The organism is Citrobacter sp. Cpo012 (assembly GCF_030333015.1).
Lineage (GTDB): Bacteria > Pseudomonadota > Gammaproteobacteria > Enterobacterales > Enterobacteriaceae > Citrobacter > Citrobacter portucalensis.
On the sequence record NZ_JAOWGR010000042.1, the window covers coordinates 39,227 to 58,354 of the forward strand.

Below are 19,128 nucleotides of genomic sequence, written 5' to 3' on the forward strand. Positions count from 1 at the left end.
CGTAGGCCAGATCCGGCGCACAGCGACCTTATTTTTTCCGTTGGTACTTCTCGGGTAACTCCGGCACTGGACGTTTGTCATCAATCAGGTGACGTACGGTCAGAATCGGGTGACGCCAGAGCATTCTCGGTCCAGCCCAACGCATAATTTGCTTCATCTCTTCGCGTTTAGCAGGTTGATAACAGTGCACAGGACACTGTTTACAGGCCGGTTTTTCCTCACCAAATACGCACTTGTCGAGGCGTTTTTGCGCATAGGCAAATAACGCATCGTAATGCCCCGGCTCGTCTGAAGCCTGCGGACACTGGCTCTCGTAGAGCGAAATCATTCTCTGGATCGTCATTTTTTCACGTGCAATGCGTTTGCCGGACATGATGCCTCCACAATTAAGTTGCATAAATAATACACCTTAACTAAGCACAGAACTATTACCTGAAGGTGATACATCCTTAGCACCCTACGCAAATAAGAATTATTTTCATTTGTTTATGCCATGTGCTATATAACATAGCAAAGGCTATATTCGATGATAAATTAACCACTTTGTTGCGAGGGATACTATGCCGCATCTGCCCCATCTGAAGTCATTTCTCCTTGCCAGCGTGTTAACAGCGCTGACGCTGTCACCCGCCTGGGCGAAAGAAAAATTCAAAGTGGTGACCACCTTTACGGTGATTGCCGATATGGCAAGCAATGTAGCAGGTGACGCGGCGGACGTTAGTTCTATCACCAAACCGGGTGCTGAAATTCACGAATATCAACCAACCCCAGGCGATATTAAACGGGCGCAAGGCGCACAGCTTATTCTCTCTAACGGTCTAAACCTCGAACTATGGTTTTCCCGCTTCTACCAAAATTTGTCCGGCGTACCAGAAGTGATGGTCTCAAACGGCGTGCAGCCAATGGGCATCAGCGAAGGGCCGTACAACGGTAAACCAAACCCGCATGCCTGGATGTCAGCAGAGAACGCGCTGATCTACGTGGATAACATTCGCGATGCGCTGATCAAATATGATCCGGACAATGCCGCAACCTACCAGAATAATGCGCAGAATTATAAAGCGAAAATCCAGCAGACCCTGGCGCCACTGCATACAGAACTGGCAAAGCTCCCTGCTGATAAACGCTGGCTGGTCACCAGCGAAGGCGCATTCTCTTATTTAGCTCGTGATAACAATCTCAAGGAGCTGTATCTGTGGCCGATCAATGCCGATCAGCAGGGTACGCCCAAGCAGGTACGCAAGGTTATCGATGCCATCAGAGAGCATCATATCCCGACGGTATTTAGCGAAAGCACCGTGTCCGACAAACCAGCGCGTCAGGTTGCCCGTGAGTCTGGCGCACATTACGGCGGCGTGCTGTATGTCGATTCACTCAGTGCAGCCGACGGTCCGGTACCGACCTATCTGGATTTACTGCGCGTCACCACGCAAACCATTGTTAACGGCATCAACAAGGGTCTGGAGAGCCAACCATGAGTCACTCTGCGATTACCGTAAATCAGGTTACGGTGACGTATCGCAACGGTCATACCGCATTGCGGGACGCCACTTTTCAGGTTCCGGGCGGCTCAATTGCCGCGCTGGTCGGCGTAAACGGTTCGGGAAAATCAACGCTTTTTAAAGCGCTGATGGGTTTTGTCCGCCTGGCGCAGGGGGAAATCTCAATTCTGCAACAGCCGGTAAATAAGGCGCTCAAACAGAATCTGATCGCCTATGTCCCCCAGTCAGAAGAGGTGGACTGGTCGTTTCCGGTACTGGTGGAAGATGTGGTGATGATGGGACGCTTTGGCCATATGGGCTGGCTGCGTCGACCAAAACAAATTGACCACGCCTGCGTAGATGCGGCGCTGGCACGGGTTGATATGCTGGATTATCGCCATCGTCAGATAGGTGAACTGTCCGGTGGGCAGAAAAAGCGTGTTTTTCTGGCAAGGGCCATCGCACAGGATGGACAGGTTATTTTACTGGATGAACCCTTTACCGGCGTGGATGTAAAAACCGAGGCCCGGATCATCGACCTGCTGCGTGAACTGCGTGATGAGGGTCGAACCATGCTGGTCTCTACCCATAATTTGGGATCCGTCACCGAGTTTTGTGATTACACGGTGATGATTAAGGGCACGGTGCTGGCAAGTGGACCCACCGAAACCACCTTTACCCCCGAGAATCTCGAACTGGCATTCAGCGGTGTACTGCGTCACGTTGCGCTGAGCGGCGGTGAACAGCACGTAATTACCGATGATGAACGCCCGTTTATTTCGCGACGCACGGCAAACGAGGGGGAATAACCATGAACTGGCTAACGGAGCCGTTTGGCTACCAGTACATGCTCAACGCCATGTGGGTCTCGGCAATGGTCGGCGGCCTGTGTGCGTTTCTCTCCTGCTATCTGATGCTCAAAGGCTGGTCGCTGATTGGCGATGCGCTGTCGCACTCTATCGTGCCGGGCGTGGCAGGCGCTTATATGTTAGGGCTTCCCTTCGCGCTTGGCGCATTCCTTTCCGGCGGACTGGCGGCGGGCAGTATGCTGTTTCTTAATCAACGTTCGCGCCTGAAGGAAGATGCGATTATCGGACTGATTTTTTCGTCTTTTTTCGGTATCGGGCTGTTTATGGTGTCGCTCAATCCGATGTCGGTGAATATTCAGACCATTATTCTCGGCAACGTGCTGGCGATTGCGCCAGAAGATATTCTGCAACTGGCCATCATCGGGGTTATTTCGCTAACCATCCTGTTTTTGAAGTGGAAAGATCTGATGGTGGTTTTTTTTGATGAAAACCACGCGCGCTCTATCGGTCTGAATCCGGGCCGGTTGAAGCTGTTATTTTTTACGCTGCTCTCCGTTTCCACGGTCGCCGCGCTGCAAACCGTCGGCGCATTTCTGGTGATTTGCCTGGTGGTTACGCCCGGTGCAACGGCCTGGCTGCTGACCGATCGTTTTCCACGCCTGCTCACTATCGCCGTAGCTATTGGCAGCCTGACCAGCTTTTTCGGCGCCTGGCTGAGCTACTGGCTGGACGGTGCAACCGGCGGAATTATTGTCGTTCTGCAAACGCTGCTGTTCCTGCTGGCATTTGTCTTCGCGCCAAAACACGGTCTGCTGGCGAATCGCCGCCGCGCCCGTCTGGTGAACAAGGAGTCAGTATGATCTTAACAACGCTGCTGGAACCCTTTCAGTTTGGTTTTATGGTCAATGCGCTGGTCATCTCCACCATTGTCGCCGTGCCCTGCGCGCTGCTGTCTGTATTTTTAGTACTCAAAGGCTGGGCGCTGATGGGCGATGCAATGAGCCACGCGGTTTTCCCGGGAATTGTACTGGCGTGGATTGCGGGCATCCCACTGGCAATTGGCGCATTTATCGCCGGGCTGTTCTGTGCGGTGGCGACGGGTTATCTCGACGATAACAGCCGCATCAAACGCGATACCCTGATGGGAATCGTCTTTTCCGGCATGTTTGGCGCAGGGCTGGTGCTGTACGTCTCTATCCAGTCAGAGGTCCATCTCGATCATATTCTGTTCGGCGACATGCTGGGCGTATCGTTCAGCGACATCATACAAACCGCGGTTATTACGCTTGGGATAGCGCTTATTATTGGGCTTAAGTGGAAAGATCTGCTTCTGCATGCGTTCGACCCGCATCAGGCAAAGGCCAGTGGGCTTAACACAGCACTGCTACATTACGGCCTGCTGTGCATGATCGCCCTGACGATTGTCGCCACGCTAAAATCAGTAGGGATTATTTTGTCGATCTCCTTACTGATTGCGCCTGGCGCCATTGCGATTTTAATGACGCGGAAATTTTCCCACGCCTTGTGGCTGGCGGTGATTATGTCGGTCGTTACCTCGTTTATGGGCGTGTACCTGTCTTTTTTCATCGACAGTGCACCGGCCCCCACCATCGTCGTACTATTTTCACTACTGTTTGTGATGACCTTTATTTATTCCACCCTGCGCGACCGTCGTTTAGAACGGCGACGCCAGCAATACGACCTCTAACGGAGTGGGCAGTGATATGCCCACTATCGTTATTAGAATACGTAATGACAATATTCCCAGCGTCCTGAACAAATGCCCCGTTCTGAAACCATGCCATATTTACCAGCGCTATTTAATAATCAGATAGTCACTATCACATTAGATAAAAATACAGGTAAAATTTATGAGCAAGATGAGCATGTCAGAAATCTATTCTGAACCAGAGGCCTATGGCTTACCACGCAAAGGTATAACACTTAATAATAAGGAAGCTGCGTTGGTGGTAGTCGATCCACAGATCGATTTTTTAAGCCCTCAGGGTATTGGCTGGGAGGTTTTTAAAGACAGCATTATTGAAAATAATACTGTAGAAAATCTCGAGATGTTGTTCCAAATGGCAAAAGAAGCACAAATGCCTGTTTTTATTTCTCCACATTATTACTTTCCGCACGACCATAAATGGCAATCTACCGCACCGGGAGAAACATTTATGCACGGCACTGGAATGTTCAGTCGTAAAGGTCCACTGACGATGGAGAATTTTGAAAATTCCGGCGCAGACTTTTTACCGCAGTTTAAGCCATATATTTATGATGGCGAAACGGTCATTGCCTCACCGCATAAGATTTTCGGACCAGAAACCAACGACCTGGTACTGCAATTAAGAAAACGCGGTGTCTCACAGGTCATTCTCGCCGGTATGGCTGCCAATCTGTGTATTGAATCCCATATGCGTGAATTGATTGAGCAAGGTTTTGAAGTTGTCGTCGTTAAAGATGCGACAGCGGGTCCGCGCATTCCGGAAGGTGACGGTTATCTCGCCGCTCTAACCAACTACCGCATCATTGCCAATGATTTATGGGACACCGACACCACGGTTGAAAAGGTAAAGGCAGCAGCTAAGTAATAGCTATGAGTACGGTTACCGAGGGTAATTGTATGTACAACATCGCTCATCCATTAGCCATCAAAATAAATTTCATTAAGCGCGGAGCTTTTCCATGAATCTTAAGTTTAAGGTTATTTCGGCATGTATTTTACTTTCCATGTCAGTTTCAGCTACTCAGGTATTGGCCGCTGCCAGTACAAATGAGACTACTTACTTAGTTAACCGTGGTGATCCACAATTAAAGGTCAACGGCAAATATATCGATCAGATCATTGCCGAAGTAATGGCGAAAAATAATCTGCCGGGTTTATCCATGGCGATTGTTCAGGCACCTTATATTCCGCGCTCAGCGGGATACGGTCTGGCAACGGCAGCCAATGATGAGCTTGCTTCCACCAAAACCATGTGGGGAATTGGCCCTATCACGCAGGCTTTTACTGCAGTCGCAGTAATGCAACTGGTAGAGCAAGGCAAATTGGATCTTAATACTCCTGTGAGTGTTTATTTGCCTGGCCTGCCGGAAAGCTGGCATAACATTACGATTCTGGAATTAATGCAGCACTCATCCGGGATCCCTGATTTCAGATCTTTCGGCTATAAACAAGAGCAAAAATATACACCTGCGCAGCTGGTTGATCTTGTTAAAGATAAACCGCTCGAATTTAAAAACGGCACGGATATCAACTCCAGCGCAACTGACTTTATCCTGTTAGGTATGGCTGTCGAGAAAGTCAGCGGAATGAGTTACGTAGACTTCGTCAACAAATACCAAATTGCGCCGTTAGGTCTGCAAAGCACCATGTTCGCAAAAGACATGCCAACGAAAGCATTCCTTGATCGCCCGACGCCTGATAAGCGACATAATCAGCATTCGAAATTTAAGTCAGAAATTGACTGGATCAACCCTGTTGAGCCTGCAACAGGTTACGTCGCAGCGGGTGACAAACTGGCGCCTGTCAGCGCGATCGCCACTGATAATCTGTTCGCCTACGGTGGTCTGTGGTCGTCAGCGGAAGACATCAGTAAGTGGGATATCGGTCTTGCCGGCAGCACGCTGGTTAAAGACAAAAAGCTACGCGACATTATCTATAGCCCGGCAAAACTGAAAAATGGCAAAGTCGTGCCTGCCATGGCCGGCTGGGAATTTACCCGCCATCCTGGTTTTCTGGAAATCAAAGGAACCACAGGTGGCTTTAGTGCCTATCTGAGCCGCTTTACCGCCGGTGATGAACTGGTTTGCGTGACAATGCTGACCAACAAAGAAGGCGTAGACATGACTCAGGTGGCTCGTGATATCGCTGAAGCCTATAAAATCGGGCTGGGTTCTGGGTTAAATTCAGAGAAGATCAAAAACCAGGAAAGTAAATTCTCAGTCGATGAGACGGTCTCCCGACTGAAAGCCATTCTGAAAAGCGAAGGCGTTCCGGTATTCACCGAAATTGATCACGAGAAAAATGCCGAGGGCGCGGGAATGAACCTCAGGCCAACGAAAGTCCTGGTATTTGGTAACCCTAAAGTCGGCACAAAACTGATGCAGGATAAACAGGGGGTCGCGCTGGATCTGCCGTTACGTGTCTCCGTATGGCAGGATAAGATCGGGCGAGTTTGGGTCGGTTATGAAAACCTGGATGACGTAGCAAAAACCTACGATCTTCAGGACAAGCAGACCATTGATAAGATTGACAACTTTATGACTAAGCTGGTCAGTCGGGCTGTTGATGCTTATATCCAGTAACGGGATTTAGCACTCCCAGCCTTCTCATGCTGCGGGACCGTTAAAGCTCCCGCAGCGTGTCAGCGCCAGCTTAATAGTGGGCTAAACGCCTCACGTCCCACCAGGGCACGAAGCGCAGGCAGATGACAGTTACGCGCCAGAAGCGGAGGTACGGCAAAAATAATGTCGCCGGAGAGCATCACATTCTCAAGTTGTCCCCATAGGTACCAGCCGGTTTCAACGCCACTGTCCGGGACGCGCAAATGCAAATGCCATCCCTCCTGCGGCTCATCAGCAATCCCCAGCCACTGGCTAAATCGAGGGATTTCAGGCACAACCTGAGTCACTAACGAACACACACCAACCTGGTTTGCCGGTATATACAACGTTAGCGCTCCCAAAGTAATACGTACCGCCGCCAGATTAGTGGGTGCCGTCATAACCGCTGGTCTCCTGATAACGCTCAAAGACCAGATTCAGATCGAGCAGCGTGTACCAGGTTTCTATCACGTTAACCACCCCCACAGCGATGCTTTGTAACGCCGGGGGCAATGAATCTCCTGGCAAATGAATCTGGCTTTCGGCGACTTCCAACACATCAATCAGTTTATCTATCAGGATCCCACTTTGCATTTTCTCGGCGCAACCAATCAGAATAGTGCGCTTACCTGCCGAATTAACGGTAGGTTTATCGATCAGGCTGTCCAGTCTCATTACCGATTCCACCCGTCCACGATAGTTGATGACCCCTTCAAGCATTGGCGCGCAACAGGGAACCCAGGAGATCGGGCGCTCTGCAAGGATCTCTTTAATTTGCGCCCCATAGAAGGCAAAATTTTTACCCGCCAGTTGAAATAACACCAGCGTACGCTGGGGTTCATCAACGTTTTCACACTCCGGCTTTTCACCATGGTTCAGCGCAAGAATCTGCTCCAGCTGTTGGCTCATATTGACTCCTTTTACTCGGCAATGCAGAAAGTGTTACGGCCATTTTGTTTCGCGGCATACAGCGCCTGATCGGCGCGTTCGCGTAGCGTTTCAATCCGATCGCCAAACTGCCACTGGGCAATACCCGCGCTGAAGGTACTGTGAAAACTGGCGTCGTTAACGGAAAATGTGACCTGCTCGTAATCCCTACGCAATCGTTCGACCACGCGTGCGGCCTTGTCACTGCTGGTGTTGGGCATAATGATGACAAACTCTTCACCACCATAACGGCCAACGATATCGGTGCTGCGTAAGCGATGGGAGAACAACTGCGAAATACCGACAATTACCTGGTCACCGACCGCATGACCGTAGGTATCGTTAATACTTTTAAAGCGATCCAGGTCCACCATCACCATACAAAACGGGTTGCCGCTGTAGTTCGACTCGGCAATCGCGCTTTTGAGAAAATGGGTGGTCGTTGAGTGGTTATATAACCCGCTCAGACTGTCCTGCGACATGCGGGCACGCAGGACGCGCATTCTTTCCGCGCGAATCGATACGGCGCGGATCAGCTCCTCAGGGTCGCTCTGTTTGAGGATAAAATCCTCCGCGCCGATGCTCATTGCTCCCAACTGCGCATGCTTGTTGGTCTCGCTGGAGAGATAGGCGATAGGCAGGCCAATATGCTGCGGTATTTGGCGAATCAGTTTTGTCAGTTCCTCACCGCTGAACTCCGGCATGTGATAATCCATCAACACCAGATCGATCGGCTGCGCATTCAGTACATGCAGTAGATAGTGAGGTTTTTCCAGCACATGCACTTCCATGCCCGCCAAGCGCAGCATCTCCGCGTTGTATTCCGCCACCGCGGGTTCGTCATCGATCAACAATACCTGGTAAGGCTTTTTCAGCGACGGTTGAGTCAGGCGATGAAGTTCCTGGACTAAATCGGTGATAGACGCAGGTTTTACGTAGTAGCCATCGCAGCCAGATTTGATGGCGTTGACGCGGGCATTGAAATCGCTATGACACGAGAGGAACAGCACAGGGAAAGGTTTGCCCACTTTTTGTTTCAAATCCGACATCGCCAGCGGTCCACCGTAGGCGTTGTCCGGAAAGCTAACATCCATAATCACCACGGCGGGCGGTTGCGACAATACGGCCTGAGTGAAATCCTGCGTGTTCGCGAACACATGGCAGGTAAAACCAAAACAGCGCAGTTGGGTCGCGAGAAGCTCGACCTGGTCAATATCATCATCACACAGGTAGATAGGCTTACTGGCCCGCCGAACATATCCCTCTTCCGGGCGCTGCGCGGTGATCGGTAATGTGAACTCCGTATCACTGATACGATGTTCAAGATTGAGCTGCTCCTGGGTCAGGGTGTACAACCACCTGATGATTCGCCGCAGCTCATCGTAATGCAATGTGCTTTGCTCTGTTTCCGGCTCTATTAGTAAACGCTCACCTTCTGCTGAGGCATTCGCCAGCGGGCTAAAGCCAAAGGACCCTGCCGAACCGTGAATACTGTGCAGCAGGATATGTAGCTGTTTGCGACAGGCTTCGCTAGGCTCTGCGACCAGTTGAACGAGTAATCTTTCCGCTTGTGCCAGCATGTCGGGAATTCGGCGTAGAAACCCCTGCCGCAAACGCGCTATTTTTTCCTGCGCTGCCGCCATCGCTATATGCTTATTTTCTTGTTTCATCAAACACGTAGGCTTATTCAGTTAATCGCAGATGGTTGCAGTAGCGCATTGACAGCAGCCCCCAGATTTTCCGCGAGGTTTTCATCTTTTTTCACCCAACGGTCGTACAGAGCGTCGCTGCCCGTTACTTCATTGGCACTCAGTAAAATAAAAGGCTTAGCCCAATCCTGAGCGCGTAACAGCGCCAGCAAATCCAACCCACTGATCTCTGGCATATGCAGATCGCTAATCACCAGGTCGATGTTGTTATCCGAGTCCAGGCACGCCAGGGCGGAAATCGCGCTTTCCACAATCACCACATCGTAGCCGTCCATTTGCAAAAATATGGATGCCAGTTCAGCCGCAAAAAGATCATCATCAACTAATAAAACTCGCATTTTCTCTCTCGATTTTGCGCCATCAGCACAAAAGCATTTTTAATGTTTTTATCAAACTGTCCTGCTCGAAATCGCCCTTGGCGATGTAGGCATCCGCGCCCACCTGAATCCCCCGTCGCCGGTCCTCTTCCTTCGCGCGGGACGTCACGATGATGATTGGCGTATGCTGGTAGTTTTTCTCCCCACGCAACGATTTGGTGAAGGTGAAACCATCCATAAACGGCATTTCGACATCCGTCAGTACGGCATCAAACTGGGTCAGTTTCGCTTTTTGCAGCCCCGACAGCCCGTCTTCTGCCAGAGTCACCTGATATCCGTGCGCTTCCAGCACGTTCTTTTCTATCTCACGGGTATTCAGTGAGTCATCGACCACCAGCACATGCCATGCATCCTGCGTTACGCTCGTTGCGGGCGCTGGTGTACTGGTTTGCCGTGATTGTTGCGCCATCGCCATCAACGCAGGAACGTGCAGGATGCTGACCAGTTGGTTATCCGGTGTTTGTACCATCCCGGAGACCAGCGACTGCTGTTGCATATGCTTCGGTAACGGTTTGATCATCATCTTGCGTTCATCGAGCAGCTTATCCACTTGCAGCGCCATTTTGCTGTACTGGTTCTGCACCACGATTAATCGCTGTCCGGGCGTTGAAAAGCTGCTCTGGCGTTCATGAATGCCCAGTAAGCTACCTACGCAAACCACCGGGATAAACTCGTTATGCAAGATAATTGCAGGACGTCCGGCGATATCGCTGATCCCCTGTGGCGTGCATTCCACCACCTCAACAACATACTGCGCAGCCAGTCCAAACAGGTGCCCCTGCTCTTCAAATTGCAAAATCCGCATCATGGTTAACGAAACAGGCAACCGCAGGTTAAAGCTGGTCCCGACTCCCGGGCGGCTATAAACCTGCAAATCACCTTGCAGGTCGGTCACCACCGTTTTGCGCACCACATCAAGACCAACGCCGCGACCAGAAAGCTCGGAGACTATCTTGCTGGTCGAAAAGCCGGGATGAAAAATCAGCTCATTACATTCCTGCTCGGAGAGCTGCCCCACCATTGAAGCAGGAACCAGACCTTTACTGACCGCCTTCGCGCTGATGGCCTCATAGTTCAGACCACGGCCATCATCTTCGATACGCAGTAATATCCCGCTGCCGTCCTGCTGAGTAGTGATGGTAATCGTGCCGCGGGTGGATTTACCGAGCGCCAGACGTTCGTCGATCTCACCAATCCCGTGATCGACGGCATTACGCAGTAGATGCGTCAGCGACTCCGAAAGCCGATCAATGAGCTGGCGGTCGATTTCCACTTCTCCGCCAACAAAGCGGCACACCACCTGCTTGTTCAGTGTGGAAGCCAGTTCGCTGACCTGCAGCGAAATGGGTTCAAACAACGTTGAAAGTGGCAGCATACGGATCCGCGCCGCCACATCGTATAGTTCAAACATCTGCAAATGCTGGAGCTGAACGCTTTCTTTTAACTGGGCACTAAAGTCGTGGATCTGCTGGCGAAGCTGTTCAGCGCTTAATCCCGGTAACCGTGGTACTAGTTGACTCAGGTTTTGTATCTGCTGTTCCAGGCGATCATGTCCGGCGAGCACCTCCCCCAGAATGTCGATCAGGCCATCGAGCTTATTCAGCTTTACCCGAACGAAATCCGCCTGCTTAATTCCGGCATCCATGCTGGAAGGTGTCGCAGGCGCAGGGACTACCGGTTTTTCTGTTGCCCCGGCAGTTTCGACAGTCAGCGTGATATCCTCTCCCCGACTGGCGCGGGCAAGGCGTTCGCACAGCCCGGCATCCGCCGGTGGCAATTGATTATCCCCTTCGCTGACAAAAAGCTGGGTAAGCTGACCAGAAAGGTACTCCACAGACTCATGGATCAGATTGCCCAGCGCCCTGTCCGGCGTCAGTTTGTTATCACGTAGTTCACTCAATACATCTTCAAGATGATGCGTGACATCGGCAATACTTTGCAGCTTCAGCATCCGCGCGCCCCCTTTCAGGGTATGCGCAGCGCGAAACATCTCACCTATCCAGGCGTCGGTATGTTCATCAGCGGAGAGGAGAAACGCCCCTTCGCTGATCGTCTGCAAATGACCTCTCCCTTCATCAATAAAGCGCAGAACGAATTTTTTCAGATCGATAGCCATAATCGCTCTTATTAGCCACTTTGATGGGCGAATTGCGCCAGTTGATGTTCACACAGGAAACGAAACGTATTGCCAGGAAATACCATTGGCAAACGCAGACGACAAACCGATGACGGATTGTTTATCTCGTCGTTCAGTAACTGCATCACCACACGATAAGTCCGTTGAGCAGGCTGGTATAACTCGCTTTGCCGGTACATTTCAGCCAGATAATAGTGCGCAGGCCAGTAGCCGGGTTCCTGATAAACCACCTGCTTGAACCAGGCGATGGCCTGCTGGGTCTGGTGTTGCCACATCATCGCCAGTCCGAGCAGCATTTTGGCCTCTGCCGACCACTCATCCTGCGCGAGGATCTGCTGTGCGTTTCCGGCCGTTTGAGAAAACTCACGCTGCTCGAGGGCAATAACGCCCTGGATCAAAAGCGCATCCTGATTACTGGGATCGTCACGTAACACACAGGCGATACACTTTTCAGCTTCAGAAAAACATTTTTCATCGAGGCTGGCGCGTGCTTTCTTCAGCCAGTCATTACTCTGCTGCGCCGTGGGCACCAGAGGAACCTGTTCAACCACCGCTCTCGACTGCGGAATGCGCACCGCAACTCTGGGGACAGGCACAACCCTTGCCGCTTCACGATGGTGGCAAAAATAGAAAATCCCCTCTTCCTGCTCCAGCTTCAGAATGTCGAAATTGTTAGCCAGCGTTTCCGCATTGCCAAAAAATAAGGCTCCCTGCGGTTGCAACATCTTCAGCAAATTACCGTGCAGCTCGCGACGCGTTGGCGTATCAAAATAGATGGACACATTGCGCAGCAAAATGATGTCCACTTCCGGCAGTAACTGTTCTTTTATAATGTTGGTGCGATGGAAGGTGACCTTCTCACGGATCTCATCATGCAGCCGGTAGAGGTTTCCCGAGCGGGTGAAGTAGCGTTGCTGAATACTCGGGTCGACGCCACGAAACGAGTAGCTTGAATAGCAGGCGTTGCGGGCTTTTGCCAGGATTGCCGGGTCAATATCACAGCCGTAAATTTCGATGCGCTGGGCCATCCCGCCGAGGTATTTCTCATGCAGCTTGATCGCCAACGAGTAGGCTTCCTCTCCGGAAGAGCATCCGGCACTCAGAATACGCACCGGGCCGCTGCGCTGTTGCAACAGACGCGGGATCCATTTATCGCAGATTAAATCCAGCGTATCGCTTTCACGGAAAAAATAGGTTTCGTTAATCGTAATCAGCGTGATGAAACTATCAAACTCATTCTGCGAGCTACGCAGTTGTTCATAGTATTCATAGTAATCATTGATTTTTCGCTCGGCCATTCGCCGACCCAGCGCCGTTTTCAGCAATGCTTCCATGGCGTTATCGAAGTGCAAACCGACCCGTTCTTTGATCAGGCGAGCATAGTCAGGAAGATTAGGGATCATGGCAATTTACTCTCAACATGCCCGTGGCAAGCCATCGAAAGCAGTACCGCAGCAAGGCCATCCAGAGGGATCGTGCGGTGTATTAGTTGCTTGTCGATCGCGTTCTTATTCATACCGAATACCACCGAACTTTCTTCGTCCTGCGCCAGCGTTGTACCACCACGGCGGACAATAAGCTCAATGCCGCGGCAGCCATCGCTGCCCATGCCGGTCATAATCAGTCCGACGGCTTTTTCGCGAAACACCTCAGCCACCGACTCCAGCAACAGGTTGCAACTGGGATGGTAAACGTCGCTTTCCTGTCTTGGGATCGCCGCTAAACGCTGGTTGCTTTTGACGATCAGGTGCTGCTCCGGCGGCAATATATACACATACCCCGCCTCCACCCGATCGTCCTCCTGCGCCAGTCGCACCTTCAGATCGGTCACGCTATCCAGCCAATGCACCATATTTTTCGCGAAGCCATCGGCAATATGTTGGGCAATAAGCACCGGGCACGGGAACGTACCGGGCAGCTTCTGTAACAGTTTACTGAGCGCCTGCGGCCCGCCCGTCGAGCAGGCAATCGCCAGCACAAAAGGCCAGTCCTGTGGCGTTTTTACAACGTCTGTCATCGGTCGTGTAGTGGGGATTACCGGTTCGCTTGGATATCGTAATCCCTTGATATGTCGAATGACTTTCACACCGACCAATAATTCTACTTTACGATGCAAAGCATCCGTTGAGAGTGGTGATTCACTGCTATGGTGCAACACCGCCAACGCACCACGGGAAATGTAGTCATCATCCCATTGATTCTCTGGATAAAATCTCATGACAAGGATCGGGATTGCGCTGGTTGCCATGATCGTTTCCACGATCTCGACGTTATCGGCGCTCGAAATATCCAGCGTCAGAATCAGCAGGTCCGGCATCAGCTGTTGCAACAGTCGGATCGCCTGTCTACGATGGGCTGCTTGCCCCACCACCTTAATGTGCGGGTGATCCTCCAGTTGCCTGACCAGCTCATTACGCGATGCGCTGCCCAGGTCGAGGATCAGCACCCGAATGTTGCTGCTATTCATGCATCTGTTTCCGTCAGTGTGAATGAGGACGAAGCCTCTTTCAGCGCTTTCGACAGTTGTGTCATATCCTGACTGACAACCAGAATGTCTTTGATAGATTGCGAGGTATAGTTACTGGCAACAACGATCTCACGTAGCGCCATGACCACCTGATTACTCGCCGTTTTCTGTTGCTGTGTTGATAGCGATATTTGTAGCGCCGCCGTCGAGGTTTGCTCAGCCGTAACAACGATATCGTTCAGATGTTCAGCACTGACTTTACAGGCTATTGCGCCCGCTTTAATGCTCTCGCCGCCTTTTTCCGCGTTCAGCACCAGACGATTAATCGCGTTTTGGATCTCGTTGATCTTATTTTCAATTTCAACCGTCGATTCCGTCACCGAATCCGCCAGACGGCGGATTTCAGCCGCCACCACCGAGAAACGCTTACCGGCTTCCCCGGCGCTGGCAGCTTCGAGCGCTGCGTTAAAGGCGATAAGTTTCGTCTGATCCGCGACGCTGTTAATGATCACCATCACGCGACTGATTTCCGTCGACTTATTGCCAAGCATCATGATTTCACGCATATTTTGCTGATTATCGGTATCAATATCCGTCATACGCATCAGCAATTGCGACATCGACTCGGAGCCTTTATTGCAGTCCTCGAGCGTCTGGTTGGCAATATCCACAACCGCCCGTGAGTGTTCGGCTATCTGTGTCGATGAGGCAGACAGCTCTTCCATGGTGGAGGTAATTTCAGCCACTGAAGATGAGGTTTCCACGCTGGTTGATGCCTGCCCATCGACCGCTTCGGTAATATGCAAAGATGCCTGATGTACCGAATTTGCATGAGAAACCATACCGCCTACCAACGAGTGCAGACGCTGACGCATCATCTCCACCGCACTCAGCAGTTCGCCGATCTCATCGTGGTGATCGACCTGAACATCCACCGTTAAGTCGCCTTCGGCAATGGTTTGTGCAATCCCCAGGACACGATTTAAGCGCCGGGAAATCAGGAAACGGCTGGCCACAGCAATCAGCAGTAAAATGATGGGCAGCAGCAGCGCGGTAAACAGCAGCAGACCGTTACGCACCAGATTGCTGCTCTTGGCGACATCATCAACATAGTTGGTGGTGGCGATTATCCAGTTTATCCCTTCAACGTATTCATAAACGGCAACTTTGGTCTTCGGCAATGCGCCATAACCGCTCACCCAGTTGTAGTAAGTGATGCCATTCTTGTGTTCGAGCATGTCGGCAAACAGCTTAAAACCATTGGCATCGGTAATATTAATTGCCTGCTGGTTGCTCAACGAGGGATGGACCAACATACGACCGGGTTCAAATCCGGCATCCAGCACATAGGCGTAGCCATCTTTACCGATATGCACATTCAACAAACGCTGAATGATCGGTTGCAAACTCTGTTTGACGTCGAAACCCACCGCGACGGCCCCCACGACCTGACCATATTTGTCGGCAATCGGTTCGTAGTGACTAATAAACTGTTTACCGAACAGTGTGACCACACCGGAAAAGGGTTTATTTTTCAAAAGCAGCGGCAACGCAGGATTATCATGCCCTAGCGCTGTTGCTGTTGCCGTATTGCCTGAACTCGCCAGTAACGTACTGCTGACACGCACAAATTGCTCGCCTTGCAGAATAAACGTACTGGCAAATACGCTGGTTAATTCGGTGAAGTGCGCGTTGGTGTTCTGGTTGCTCAGCACCGCTTTTAATTCAGTAGAGTCCATATAACGCAGCGGTTTATTGGCAACGTTTTGATAATTATTAATATAAACATTGCTGTAATGTTCCGCATCACGAGTCACACGCTGAAACTCGTTAGAAATACTGTTGTGGAATATCCGCGTGTTGGTTTTAATCATCTCCAGCGCATTGACCTGCAATTCTCTGGAAAGATAAGACGATAATATAAAAGAGGCGCCAATCAGCAACGTTGCGATACAAACAACCAAAATCATACCGAGCTTCATCGCCACACCGGGATGGATGTTGTGCAGCCAGGACAATAGTCGAGCGCGCGGTCCCTCACTGGTGGTATTCGCCGTTCGATTTTTTACTTTAATAATGTCACTCATGATTTTTATTCTCTACCTGAGAAGAAATTACTCTTTTTTTGGTCATCAGGAGCTAGCGCCCTGTGATTCGAGCGTGAACAGCGGCGTAGGTTTGCCAATGTGATATCCCTGTAACCAGCCCACATTCATTTTTTCCAGACAGGCCTGAATAGTGGCGTTCTCGACAAATTCAGCGACCACCTGCATTTTTTTCATTTCAGCAACGCGGCAGAATGACTCAACGATGTAGTAACTAATTTCACTTTCGGTGATCCGTCGAATAAACGAGCCATCTATTTTCAGGATATCTGCTTCGATATTCATCAAGCGCGCATGACTCGCAAACCCGGTGCCAAAGTCATCAATTGCCACCCGACATCCCAGCTGACGTATTAAACGTAGCGTTTCCACGGTTTGTTCTTTGTCTGATAACGTATCTGCTTCCGTTATTTCAAAAATAATCCGCTGTGGCTCCACCGCGTAGTCGTGCAGGAGTTGGGTGATCTTCATGACAATATTTGAACGACACACCGTCACCGGTGCCAGGTTAATAGAAAAACAACGCTGCGGGTGGCTACGCATAAATTTGAGGGTGTTTTCGATAACCCAGAGATCGATATCCGGTGCCAGCCCCGCATCATGAGCAACCGGCAGGAAACTGTTCGGTGGAATAAATTCTCCCCGTTCGTTAAGCATACGGATCAATATTTCATGATACGGCGCTTCACCGTGGGTACTGACTATTGGCTGTGCCATCAGGACAAACGCATTGTTATCCAGCGCATTTTGCAGCGCAGTGCGAATTTCCGTTTTATCAACAATGTGGTTGCCAAGGATCCGGCTATGCTGCGCCTCAAGGTTTTCCGGCCTGCCGTTGGTGAGTGATAAACCCGCCACCATGCCCAGTTTCCCCACCAACTGATAAATGTCATCGCTCAGATCGTTAATCAGGCAATAGCCCAAACCACTGCGAAAACCCAACCGATGGTTGTTGTAAAAGAGACGAAAACTGTTGGCGGCCTGATACAGATCGCATAGCCGCTCCCAGGTGCCATTTTCCAGCCGAATGAGCAGATCATAACCCGCGTGGTAATAGACTTTCTCGCTTTTCACCAGATGTCTGCGCAAATGCTCAGCAAGGATCTTCTGGTAGCGGGCGCGGAAATGAAAACCATAACGACGCGAAAAAAGCTCCAGCTCGGGGATCTGTATCAGACATACAGTCGCGCGTTCAGTGGTAAATAGCTCCGTCTTCAGCGCCCGTAAATTTGCCATGCCTGTCATCGGGTCAGTCAGCCCCAACAGCAGCGCCTGGTTAAAGCGCTGACGGGTAAATTTTGCCAGTACCCCCATGATCACAATGGTGAGTGAAAAGACAAAGATCAACGTCGAAACCAGCGCCTGATGCAGCATGAAGTTAACATCGCTGGCGATATAGCTGTCGTTATGTTTGCCTAAGATGATTAATACGATCGTCCACACCAGCATTGTGAACAAGTGGCCAATTTTGATTGCTCCCCACAACATCAACGGAAATAACAGGATCAGGCTATAGATAGAGAAAAAAACATCCAAATTATCCGGTGATGTTAAGAAGAACATCAGAAAAAACAGCAAGATGCACCAGGATATAACGCCGTAGACACCGATATTGCCTTTACACTGTTCGGCAATGGCCCGCAGAAAGGTCAGCAGGAAAGACGGTCGACGAATGATGCGGTAAATCTTGTAAAATAAAGGGATCCCCGTCAGGCAACCGTTGATGATCCCCTGAATACGTACCAGCATGCCCAGACTCAACGCCGGAATGTTATCCACATCGGGGCGTTGTCCGTGGGCGACAAACATTGCAAAGAGTTTGCTGAACACCAGATACAGCAGGACGTTGTAGCCACAAAGCCAGAGCAGACGATTAAAGCTAATTTTGATGCGACCAAAGCTAACGCAGCTGCGTCTGCCGGTGAATTTGCGGTACGCGGCATAACTTAAGGTCGACGCGATGATCAGGCACAACGCATCTACCCGTTCATTTTGCGGACCGACCACAAACATGACCGTCAGGAACAGAAGAAACCCCGGCAACACCCGAAAACCGAACAAGACCAATGCGGCAGAAAATACGGCTAGCTTGAGATCGTAAACTGTTAAAATAGTATTATTGAGAATGCTATAACCGTTAAGATATTGTGCCAGCGGGTAAAAAAGGCCAGGTAAGACAAGTGGCAGGCACCATTCCCGAATGTTTTTTATCGTGTTTGAATTTATTATTGCGTCCAAATCAATTTATCCGCTATGCACTATACCAATAGGACTTTAATCCAGACTCGAATGTCACAAACAAATCCTTTTGGGTCAGCCGATGAACCATAGCAAAATTGTCAACATTGACCGCGCACTGAGAAAATAAAATAAGGTTCTATAATGAAGAGAGCATGTTATTCATATCAAATCAGGAAATAAATACCCATTTATAGACAAAAATGGACATCCGGTGGGGATGGAATCACTAAAATGCCTGTCCAAAAAACTGCTAATTCATTGATGTTTAGTAAAAAAACAAAAAAGCCTTTGTCAGTTTCCCAACACCTCCAACCAGTACGTATAAAAAATCTTCTCAAGCACCATGAATGTCAACATTAATATCCTGAAAGGGGCATTCAGAAAATGTATTTTTATGTACACTTTTGCCTATTGACGAAAAGAGCAGCGTTATCTATATTCGCATACCGTTATTTTTGTCATTACTCACCATGGTTCAATGTTAGTTATTTGTTACGTCATTACGTTTCACATCTTTCATCTACTTATTTGCAACAATAATATTCC

Annotated in this window: 16 protein-coding genes; 6 read left to right on the top strand and 10 right to left on the bottom strand. The window is 50.2% G+C overall.

Translation table 11 applies throughout. The annotated features are described in order from the left end of the window. Positions 1-28: 28 nt before the first annotated feature. A complete protein-coding gene (locus tag OGX90_RS18500) occupies positions 29-373 on the bottom strand; it encodes a nitrous oxide-stimulated promoter family protein (RefSeq protein WP_003825888.1) in 345 nt (114 codons plus the stop codon). Between the two features lie 187 nt (positions 374-560). On the opposite strand from OGX90_RS18500, the gene OGX90_RS18505 reads away from it, so the two are divergent. The 6 genes from OGX90_RS18505 to OGX90_RS18530 all read left to right on the top strand — a co-directional run bounded on the left by OGX90_RS18505 (position 561) and on the right by OGX90_RS18530 (position 6,601). After that, positions 561-1,478, top strand: coding sequence for a metal ABC transporter substrate-binding protein (locus tag OGX90_RS18505; RefSeq protein WP_008785641.1), 918 nt, complete (start codon positions 561-563; stop codon positions 1,476-1,478). Continuing rightward, on the top strand, positions 1,475-2,290 hold the full coding sequence (gene sitB / locus OGX90_RS18510; protein ID WP_003825870.1) for an iron/manganese ABC transporter ATP-binding protein SitB: 816 nt from the start codon (positions 1,475-1,477) through the stop codon (positions 2,288-2,290). The genes OGX90_RS18505 and sitB overlap by 4 nt, the downstream gene beginning before the upstream one ends. Positions 2,291-2,292: 2 nt before the next feature. Then, a complete protein-coding gene (sitC, locus tag OGX90_RS18515; protein ID WP_008785642.1) occupies positions 2,293-3,150 on the top strand; it encodes an iron/manganese ABC transporter permease subunit SitC in 858 nt (285 codons plus the stop codon). Further along, entirely contained in the window at positions 3,147-3,998 is an 852-nt protein-coding gene (gene sitD / locus OGX90_RS18520) for an iron/manganese ABC transporter permease subunit SitD (protein ID WP_032944764.1), read from the top strand. Before sitC ends, sitD begins: the two co-directional genes overlap by 4 nt. Before the next feature lie 163 nt (positions 3,999-4,161). Beyond that, entirely contained in the window at positions 4,162-4,884 is a 723-nt protein-coding gene (locus tag OGX90_RS18525; RefSeq protein ID WP_286624465.1) for a cysteine hydrolase family protein, read from the top strand. A gap of 94 nt (positions 4,885-4,978) precedes the next feature. Next, positions 4,979-6,601, top strand: a complete 1,623-nt coding sequence (locus tag OGX90_RS18530) for a serine hydrolase (protein WP_286624467.1) — start codon at positions 4,979-4,981, stop codon at positions 6,599-6,601. 59 nt (positions 6,602-6,660) lie between these two features. On the opposite strand, the gene OGX90_RS18535 is transcribed toward OGX90_RS18530, so the two are convergent. Genes OGX90_RS18535 through OGX90_RS18575 form a run of 9 tightly spaced genes read right to left on the bottom strand, consistent with a single transcriptional unit; the run spans position 6,661 to position 18,579 of the window. Further along, entirely contained in the window at positions 6,661-7,020 is a 360-nt protein-coding gene (locus OGX90_RS18535) for a hypothetical protein (RefSeq protein WP_003825861.1), read from the bottom strand. Further along, on the bottom strand, positions 7,004-7,528 hold the full coding sequence (locus OGX90_RS18540; protein WP_008785646.1) for a chemotaxis protein CheW: 525 nt from the start codon (positions 7,526-7,528) through the stop codon (positions 7,004-7,006). Before OGX90_RS18540 ends, OGX90_RS18535 begins: the two co-directional genes overlap by 17 nt. Before the next feature lie 11 nt (positions 7,529-7,539). Beyond that, a complete protein-coding gene (locus tag OGX90_RS18545) occupies positions 7,540-9,216 on the bottom strand; it encodes a diguanylate cyclase (RefSeq protein ID WP_286624469.1) in 1,677 nt (558 codons plus the stop codon). Between the two features lie 17 nt (positions 9,217-9,233). Beyond that, positions 9,234-9,593, bottom strand: coding sequence for a response regulator (locus OGX90_RS18550; RefSeq protein WP_286624471.1), 360 nt, complete (start codon positions 9,591-9,593; stop codon positions 9,234-9,236). 22 nt (positions 9,594-9,615) lie between these two features. Then, positions 9,616-11,748, bottom strand: a complete 2,133-nt coding sequence (locus OGX90_RS18555; protein ID WP_286624473.1) for a hybrid sensor histidine kinase/response regulator — start codon at positions 11,746-11,748, stop codon at positions 9,616-9,618. 11 nt (positions 11,749-11,759) lie between these two features. Beyond that, positions 11,760-13,172, bottom strand: a complete 1,413-nt coding sequence (locus OGX90_RS18560) for a CheR family methyltransferase (RefSeq protein ID WP_286624475.1) — start codon at positions 13,170-13,172, stop codon at positions 11,760-11,762. After that, a complete protein-coding gene (locus tag OGX90_RS18565; RefSeq protein WP_286624478.1) occupies positions 13,169-14,236 on the bottom strand; it encodes a chemotaxis protein CheB in 1,068 nt (355 codons plus the stop codon). Before OGX90_RS18565 ends, OGX90_RS18560 begins: the two co-directional genes overlap by 4 nt. Further along, complete coding sequence (locus OGX90_RS18570) at positions 14,233-16,323, bottom strand: methyl-accepting chemotaxis protein (protein WP_153686774.1); 2,091 nt, start codon at positions 16,321-16,323, stop codon at positions 14,233-14,235. The genes OGX90_RS18565 and OGX90_RS18570 overlap by 4 nt, the downstream gene beginning before the upstream one ends. Positions 16,324-16,368: 45 nt before the next feature. Then, complete coding sequence (locus OGX90_RS18575; RefSeq protein WP_153752372.1) at positions 16,369-18,579, bottom strand: sensor domain-containing phosphodiesterase; 2,211 nt, start codon at positions 18,577-18,579, stop codon at positions 16,369-16,371. Positions 18,580-19,128: the final 549 nt, after the last annotated feature.

Coding starts and splice junctions, on each gene's coding strand:
- OGX90_RS18500 (WP_003825888.1), bottom strand. CDS start 373: ATGTCCGGCAAACGCATTGCACGTGAAAAAATGACGATCCAGAGAATG.
- OGX90_RS18505 (WP_008785641.1), top strand. CDS start 561: ATGCCGCATCTGCCCCATCTGAAGTCATTTCTCCTTGCCAGCGTGTTA.
- sitB (WP_003825870.1), top strand. CDS start 1,475: ATGAGTCACTCTGCGATTACCGTAAATCAGGTTACGGTGACGTATCGC.
- sitC (WP_008785642.1), top strand. CDS start 2,293: ATGAACTGGCTAACGGAGCCGTTTGGCTACCAGTACATGCTCAACGCC.
- sitD (WP_032944764.1), top strand. CDS start 3,147: ATGATCTTAACAACGCTGCTGGAACCCTTTCAGTTTGGTTTTATGGTC.
- OGX90_RS18525 (WP_286624465.1), top strand. CDS start 4,162: ATGAGCAAGATGAGCATGTCAGAAATCTATTCTGAACCAGAGGCCTAT.
- OGX90_RS18530 (WP_286624467.1), top strand. CDS start 4,979: ATGAATCTTAAGTTTAAGGTTATTTCGGCATGTATTTTACTTTCCATG.
- OGX90_RS18535 (WP_003825861.1), bottom strand. CDS start 7,020: ATGACGGCACCCACTAATCTGGCGGCGGTACGTATTACTTTGGGAGCG.
- OGX90_RS18540 (WP_008785646.1), bottom strand. CDS start 7,528: ATGAGCCAACAGCTGGAGCAGATTCTTGCGCTGAACCATGGTGAAAAG.
- OGX90_RS18545 (WP_286624469.1), bottom strand. CDS start 9,216: ATGAAACAAGAAAATAAGCATATAGCGATGGCGGCAGCGCAGGAAAAA.
- OGX90_RS18550 (WP_286624471.1), bottom strand. CDS start 9,593: ATGCGAGTTTTATTAGTTGATGATGATCTTTTTGCGGCTGAACTGGCA.
- OGX90_RS18555 (WP_286624473.1), bottom strand. CDS start 11,748: ATGGCTATCGATCTGAAAAAATTCGTTCTGCGCTTTATTGATGAAGGG.
- OGX90_RS18560 (WP_286624475.1), bottom strand. CDS start 13,172: ATGATCCCTAATCTTCCTGACTATGCTCGCCTGATCAAAGAACGGGTC.
- OGX90_RS18565 (WP_286624478.1), bottom strand. CDS start 14,236: ATGAATAGCAGCAACATTCGGGTGCTGATCCTCGACCTGGGCAGCGCA.
- OGX90_RS18570 (WP_153686774.1), bottom strand. CDS start 16,323: ATGAGTGACATTATTAAAGTAAAAAATCGAACGGCGAATACCACCAGT.